The sequence below is a fragment of the Corallococcus sp. AB030 genome, from assembly GCF_003668965.1.
GTDB lineage: Bacteria > Myxococcota > Myxococcia > Myxococcales > Myxococcaceae > Corallococcus > Corallococcus exiguus.
Genome location: NZ_RAWQ01000146.1, coordinates 21,432 through 28,045 on the forward strand (window position 1 = coordinate 21,432; position 6,614 = coordinate 28,045).

Below are 6,614 nucleotides of genomic sequence, written 5' to 3' on the forward strand. Positions count from 1 at the left end.
GGCGGGCTGGGCAGGGGATGGATCACCCGTAGGCCTGCCAATTTTTGTCACTGACGCTGACGGTTTTCGTCCTCCATCACGCAGTCGCCAGCTCCGGAAGCGGCGGGTAGGATTCCGGCTCCGTGACGTTCACCTACGCGCCGGGCTGGGCCGAGCCCCTCTTCATCCTCTTCCTGTTCATCCTCGGCCTGTGTTTCGGCTCGTTCCTCAATGTCGTCATCGCGCGGGTGCCGGAGGGCCTGAGCATCGTGCGGCCCGGCTCCCGCTGCCCGAAGTGCGGGCACGTGCTCGCCTGGTACGAGAACATCCCCGTCCTGTCGTGGCTGGGGCTGCGCGGGAAGTGCCGCGGCTGCGGCATGCCCATCTCCCCGCGCTACGTCCTGGTGGAGCTGCTCACGGGGCTGTTGTTCCTCGCTTGCCTCAAGCGCTTCGACTGGACCTATGAGCTGGTGCCCGCGCTGGTGCTGGTGTTCCTGCTGGTGCCGCTCACCTTCATCGACCTGGAACATTGGATCCTCCCGTTCTCCCTGACGCTGCCGGGCATCGCGGCCGGCGTGCTGCTGGCCATTCCCCAGGGCGAGGGCGCGGTGGGGCAGGCGGTGCTGGGCGCGGCGGTGGGCTTCCTCGGCTTCCGGCTGATGGAGTACGTGGGCTGGCGCGCCTTCAAGCGCGAGGCGCTGGGCGGCGGGGACAAGTTCCTCGTCGCGCTGCTGGGCGCGTTCCTGGGCTGGCACGCGCTGTTGGGCATCCTCTTCTTCTCGTCGCTGCAGGGCTCCATCGTGGGCGTGGCGCTCCTGGTCCTCACGGGAAGGGCGGGCCCTCGCGGCGCGCCGGAGGCGGAAGCCACGCCTGCCGCTCCCCCCCAGGCTCCCCAGGATCCCCAGGCCGACGCGCCTCTCACCCCGTCCGAGGCGGCTCCGGCGGAAGCTCCGAAGGTGGAAGAAGGGGAGCCCGAGCCCACGATGACGTGGGACTTCACGAAGCCCGGCCTGCCCCTGTGGAAGCGGGTCGTGCTCGTCCCCTGGTGCCTGCTCTTCCAGCCCATCCCGGACGCGCAGCTGGACGAAACGGGTGAGGAGGAGGAGTGGGTTCCCGGGCCCACCAACATCCCCTTCGGCCCGTGGCTGGCCCTGGCGGGGTTGGAGGTGATGCTCCTGGGGCCCTTGCTCGCGCGCGTGCTGCCCCTGGACGTGGCGCTGATGCTCGGGGGGACGCGGTGAAGAACCCCGCGCCGGTGCGGGGATGAAGTGGCGCATCGCCAGCGTGGCGTTCCTCCTGGGCTCGCTGTCCACGGGGCTGTCGTGGCTGACCCTGCAGCCGGTGCTCATCCGCCTGCTGGACACGGCGCGAAGGCTGGCGCTGCCGGGGTCGCTGGACATGGAGAGCCTGGCGCGGATCCGCGCCTTCCTGCCGCTGGCGCTGGGCCTGGATCTGCTGGTGCTGACGGTCCTGGCCTATGGCGTGCTGGACCTGGCGGTGGGTCGCCCTCTACGCGCCATGGAGAAGTCCGTGGAGCAGCTGGGCCGGCTGCAACTGGACGTTCCACTCCCCGAGCAGGGCGGGCCATTCCTGTCGCGCATCCAGCGCGAGCTTCGGCGCATGGCGGAGGCGCTGCGCCAGGAGCAGGGCCTCACGCGCGCGCAACTGGAAGCACTGCGCGAGGCCAACGCCCGGCTCGCGCGGGCGCAGACGGAGCTCGTCGCCTCCGAGCGGCTGGCCACGGTGGGAAAGCTGGCCGCGGGCGTGGCGCACGAGGTGGGCAATCCGCTGGCGGGCATCCTGGGCTACCTCTCCCTGGCTCGTTCCAGGGCGCAGGGGCCGGAGCTGAAGGACTTCCTGGAGCGCATCGACCACGAGGTCCTGCGCATCGACCGCATCGTGCGGGGGCTGCTGGACCTGGGCCGTCCGGCCAGCACCCAGCCCGGGCCGGTGGACGTGGGGCAGGTGGTGGAGACGTGCGTGCGGCTGGTGCGCGCCGGGCCGGAGCTGGACCGGGTGGACGTGACCCTGGAGGTGACGCCCGGCCTGCTGGCCCGCGCGGATCCAGGCCCGCTGTCGCAGATCCTCATCAACCTGCTGCTCAACGCGGCCCAGGCCATGGGGGGGGAGGGGCGCGTGCGCATCTCCACCCGGCGGGAGGACGCGCTGCTGCTGGTGGAGGTGGAGGACAGCGGCCCGGGCCTGTCGCCGGAGGTGCGCGCGCGCCTCTTCGAGCCGTTCTTCACCACCAAGGGCCGGCAGGGCACGGGCCTGGGACTCGCGGTGTCACTGAACCTGGCCCAGGGCATGGGGGGCCGGCTGGACGCGCGCGACGGGGCGGGCGGCGGCGCGTGCTTCCGGCTGTCGCTGCCAGCGGCCTGACGGCGGGCCCGGACGGCATATGATGGGCATCCCCCATGCCCCTCTTCCGCACCATCCTCGTCGCCGACGACGAGCCGTCCATCCGCCACATCCTCACCCTGGTGCTCACCGACAAGGGCTATGACGTGCGCGCCGTCGCCGACGGGGACGAAGCCCTGCGCGAGCTGGCCACGCGCGCGTATGACGTCCTGGTGACGGACGTGCGCATGCCCAAGCGCGACGGGTTGTCGGTGCTCCGGGCGGCGCTCGCGGAGCAACCGGGCCTCACCGTGGTGGTGATGAGCGCGTACGGCTCCCAGGAGCAGGCGCTGGAGGCGGTGCAGGCGGGCGCCTACGACTACGTCCAGAAGCCCTTCAAGCCTGAGGAGATCGTCCTCGTCCTGCGCAAGGCGGAGGAGCGCGAGCGGCTGGTCCGCGAGAACCGCCGGCTGCACGAGGCCCGGCTCCCCGGCGCCTCCGGGGGCCACATCCTGGGGCACAGCGCCTCGCTCCATGCGGTGCTCAAGCAGGTGGCGCGCGTGGCGCCCGTGGACACCACGGTGCTCATCTCCGGGGAGAGCGGCACGGGCAAGGAGCTCATCGCGCGCGAACTGCACGGAAAGAGCCGCCGCGCCGCCATGCCCTTCGTCGCCGTCAACTGCGGCGCCATCCCCCACGGCCTGCTGGAGAGCGAGCTGTTCGGCCACGCGAAGGGCGCCTTCACCGACGCGCGCACCGCCCGCCGGGGCCTGTTCGCGGAGGCCGACGGCGGCACGCTCTTCCTCGACGAGGTGGGCGAACTGCCCCTGGGCGCGCAGGTGAAGCTGCTGCGCGTGCTGCAGGAGGGGGAGATCCGCCCGGTGGGCGAAAGCCGCGTGGAGCGCGTGGACGTGCGCGTGGTGGCCGCCACGCTGCGCGACCTGGGCAAGCTGGTGACCCAGGGCGACTTCCGCGAGGACCTCTACTACCGCCTCAACGTCGTGAACCTCAACCTGCCGCCCCTGCGCGAGCGCCGCGAGGACATCCCGCTGCTCGCCCACTCCTTCCTCCATCGCTTCAACCGCGAGCTCAATCGGGAGCCACCGGTGGAGGGCTTGACCCCGGAGGCGGAGGCCCTGATGACGGCCTACGCCTGGCCGGGCAACGTGCGCGAGCTGGAGAACGCCATGGAGCGCGCGGTGCTGCTCGCGGAAGGCACCCACGTCGCGCCCGGCAGCCTTCCGGAAAAGCTGTGGGCGGCTTCCGCACCCGCCCCGGCCGGGACGGCCGCGCCGCTACAGGCCGGGAGCGACCTGTCGCTCAAGCGCGCCATCCGGGAGATGGAGGAGTCCTACATCCGGGCGGCGCTGCGGCGCACGAAGGGCAACCGCACCCGGGCGGCGGAGGTGTTGGACATCAGCCACCGGGCGCTCCTCTACAAGATCAAGGAGTACGGCATCGATCCGGACGCGGAGGGCTCCCGGACCTGAGGGGAGGGGAGACGCCCGGCGGGCAACCCTTGAGGAATCCTCCGGCGCCATTTGACGGAACGCCGCCGGGGCCGGAAAATCGGGCCTCCGCGATGGTGGGCCAGGGGGCGCGCGGTCGTGGCGGACTTTCACGGCGCTCCCCCGTCCGCAGGGCGGCCGGGCGCCAAGCACTTTTTAGGAGGGGTATCAAGCCGGTGCTACGCTGGCGCCCTCTCCGATGGAGTTACGCATGGCGAAGGGCAAACTGGCACTCGGGCTGGATATCGGGTCGACGTCGATCAAGATGATCATGCTCAAGGAGCAGCGCAAGCGCGGTGAAGTCGGCTACGCGCTCCAGAGCTTCGGAATGAAGCCGCTGCCTCCCGAGGCCATCGTGGACGGCGCGTTGATGAACTCCACGGCCATCGTCCAGGCCGTCCAGGAGCTGATGTCCGAGCTGAAGGTCAAGGGCAAGGACGTCGCGATCGGCGTGTCCGGCCACTCGGTCATCATCAAGAAGATCCAGATGCCCCGCATGAGCCAGGAAGAGCTCGAGGAGAGCATCCAGTGGGAGGCGGAGCAGTACATCCCCTTCGACGTGAAGGACGTGAACATCGACACGCAGATCCTGGACGGCGGCGGCAACGACGCCACCGGCCAGATGGACGTGCTGCTCGTCGCCGCCAAGAAGGACATGATCAACGACTACACCACCGTGGTCTCCGAGGCGGGCCTCGCTCCGGTGGTGGTGGACGTGGACGCGTTCGCCGTCCAGAACATGTTCTCCACGAACTACGAGCTGCCGGACAAGGAGACCGTCGTCCTCATCAACGCCGGCGCCTCCGTGGTGAACATCAACATCATCGCCAACGGCGTCACCGTCTTCACCCGTGACGTGACCATCGGCGGCAACCAGTTCACCGAAGAGATCCAGAAGCAGCTCAACGTCTCCTACGAGGAGGCGGAGGCGCTGAAGATCGGTGGCAACCGCGCGGACGCGGACGCCGTCGTGCCTCAGGACGTGGAGCGCGTGCTCTCCAGCGTGGCGGAGCAGGTGGCCGGTGAAATCCAGCGCTCGCTGGACTTCTACGCGGGCACCGCCGCGGACTCGAACTTCACCAAGGTCTACCTGTCCGGCGGCACCGCGAAGATCCCCGCGCTGTTCAAGACCATCGAGGCGCGTACCGGCGTGCCGGTGGAGATCCTCAACCCGTTCCGGAAGATCGAAGTGGACAACCGCAAGTTCGACCCCGCGTTCATCATGGACGTGGCGCCCATGGCCGCGGTGGCAGTGGGACTGGCGCTCCGGCGCCCGGGCGACAAGCTGGGCTGATACCGCTCTGGCCACGAGGAAATCACGAACATGATGATCCGAATCAACCTGCTGCCCGTCCGGGCGGTGAAGAAGCGGGAGATGGGCCAGCAGATCCTGGCCCTCTACGCCGCGGTCCTGATCGCCGCGGTGGCGGGTAACTACTTCTGGTACGCGGACCGCGACGGCGAACTGCAGCGCGCCAACCAGGGCATCACCCAGACGCGCGCGAAGATCGCGGAGCTGGAGAAGGTCATCGGCGAGGTGACCAACATCAACGCCCGCAAGACGGAAGTGGAGAAGAAGCTCGCGGTGCTGGACACGCTGCGCAAGGGCCGCAACGGGCCGGTGCGCATGCTGGACGCGCTGTCCTCGTCCATCCCCAAGAAGGTCTGGCTCAAGAACTTCTCGGAGGTGTCCAACAAGGTCACCATCGACGGTTCGGCCGTCAGCCACGACGAGGTCGCGGAGCTGATGCGCGGCCTGGGCAGCATGGTGTGGACGCCCAAGGGCATGGGGCGCCTGGTGGATCAGGGCCGCACGGCCAGCAAGACGTCGCGCGTGGAGCTCTTCAACACGGAGACCGCCGTCGTGGAGGAGTTCTCCGCGAATGAAATCAAGCCCTTCTTCGGCAACGTCGAACTGAGCAACGCCGTGCAGACCAAGCCCACCGTTGCCAACGCGCCGACGGTCGTCGACTTCAAGCTCACCCTCACCGCCAACTACGCCATCTGATTGGCGGCGAAGGACCCCTGTCATGGAAAAATACCTGGATCAACTCGCGAAGGCCCCCCCCGCGGCGAAGTTCGGCGGGCTCGCGGCCATCGTCGTCGTCTTGACCGTGGGCAACTTCTTCTCCTTCATCCAGCCCACGGAGGAGAACATCGCCCGCCGCGCGACGGAGCGCCGGAAGCTGGACCAGGAGCTCGCGGAGAAGAGCGAGATCGCCCAGAACCTCAACGAGCGCCGCCGTGAGATGGACGTGCTCGAGCAGAAGCTGGCGGAGGCCCTCACGGAGCTGCCGGAGCGGCGCGACATGGAAGAGCTGCTCGCGCAGATCAACGACATCGGCAAGAAGTCCGGTCTGGAGATCGCCCGCGTGGAGCCCGGCAAGGAGTACGTCGAGGGCAACGAGTTCTTCGCGCGCATCCCCATCCGGATGACGGTGAGCGGCAACTACCACGAGATCGCCATGTTCCTGCAGGAGATGGCGAACATGCGCCGCATCGTGAACGTCAACAACATCAAGCTCGATGGCGCGACCCTGAAGAACGAGAAGGTCGTCCTCCAGAGCACCTTCCTGGCGACGACGTTCCGGTTCGTCGACACGAAGGGCGCGAAGAGCACCGACAAGAAGAAGAGCAACTAGAAACTTGATCCGCCCGGCAACAAGGGCGACAAGGGATGACGCGGATGAAGACGTTCAAGTCCACGATGACCGTTGCGGTGATGGCGCTGACCCTGTCCGCTTGTGAGGACACGCCCAAGGCCCCACCCCCTGCTCCCCCCAAGGC

At 68.8% G+C, this 6,614-nt stretch carries 6 protein-coding genes; all 6 read left to right on the forward strand.

All coding sequences use genetic code 11. The features are described 5' to 3' along the window. Positions 1 to 122: 122 nt before the first annotated feature. The 6 genes from D7Y15_RS29270 to D7Y15_RS29295 all read left to right on the forward strand — a co-directional run bounded on the left by D7Y15_RS29270 (position 123) and on the right by D7Y15_RS29295 (position 6,469). Positions 123 to 1,220: an A24 family peptidase gene (locus tag D7Y15_RS29270; protein WP_120580502.1), complete on the forward strand. Its 1,098-nt coding sequence runs from the start codon at positions 123 to 125 to the stop codon at positions 1,218 to 1,220. A gap of 22 nt (positions 1,221 to 1,242) precedes the next feature. Continuing rightward, a complete protein-coding gene (locus tag D7Y15_RS29275) occupies positions 1,243 to 2,361 on the forward strand; it encodes a sensor histidine kinase (protein WP_120580501.1) in 1,119 nt (372 codons plus the stop codon). Between the two features lie 35 nt (positions 2,362 to 2,396). Continuing rightward, on the forward strand, positions 2,397 to 3,809 hold the full coding sequence (locus tag D7Y15_RS29280) for a sigma-54 dependent transcriptional regulator (RefSeq protein ID WP_121754617.1): 1,413 nt from the start codon (positions 2,397 to 2,399) through the stop codon (positions 3,807 to 3,809). A 229-nt stretch (positions 3,810 to 4,038) separates the two neighbouring features. Beyond that, entirely contained in the window at positions 4,039 to 5,121 is a 1,083-nt protein-coding gene (gene pilM, locus D7Y15_RS29285) for a type IV pilus assembly protein PilM (RefSeq protein ID WP_014399064.1), read from the forward strand. A 30-nt stretch (positions 5,122 to 5,151) separates the two neighbouring features. Next, entirely contained in the window at positions 5,152 to 5,835 is a 684-nt protein-coding gene (locus D7Y15_RS29290) for a PilN domain-containing protein (protein ID WP_120580499.1), read from the forward strand. 22 nt (positions 5,836 to 5,857) lie between these two features. Further along, the gene (locus tag D7Y15_RS29295; protein ID WP_120580498.1) at positions 5,858 to 6,469 is read left to right on the forward strand and encodes a type 4a pilus biogenesis protein PilO; all 612 of its coding nucleotides are present in this window, start codon (positions 5,858 to 5,860) and stop codon (positions 6,467 to 6,469) included. Positions 6,470 to 6,614 lie beyond the last annotated feature (145 nt).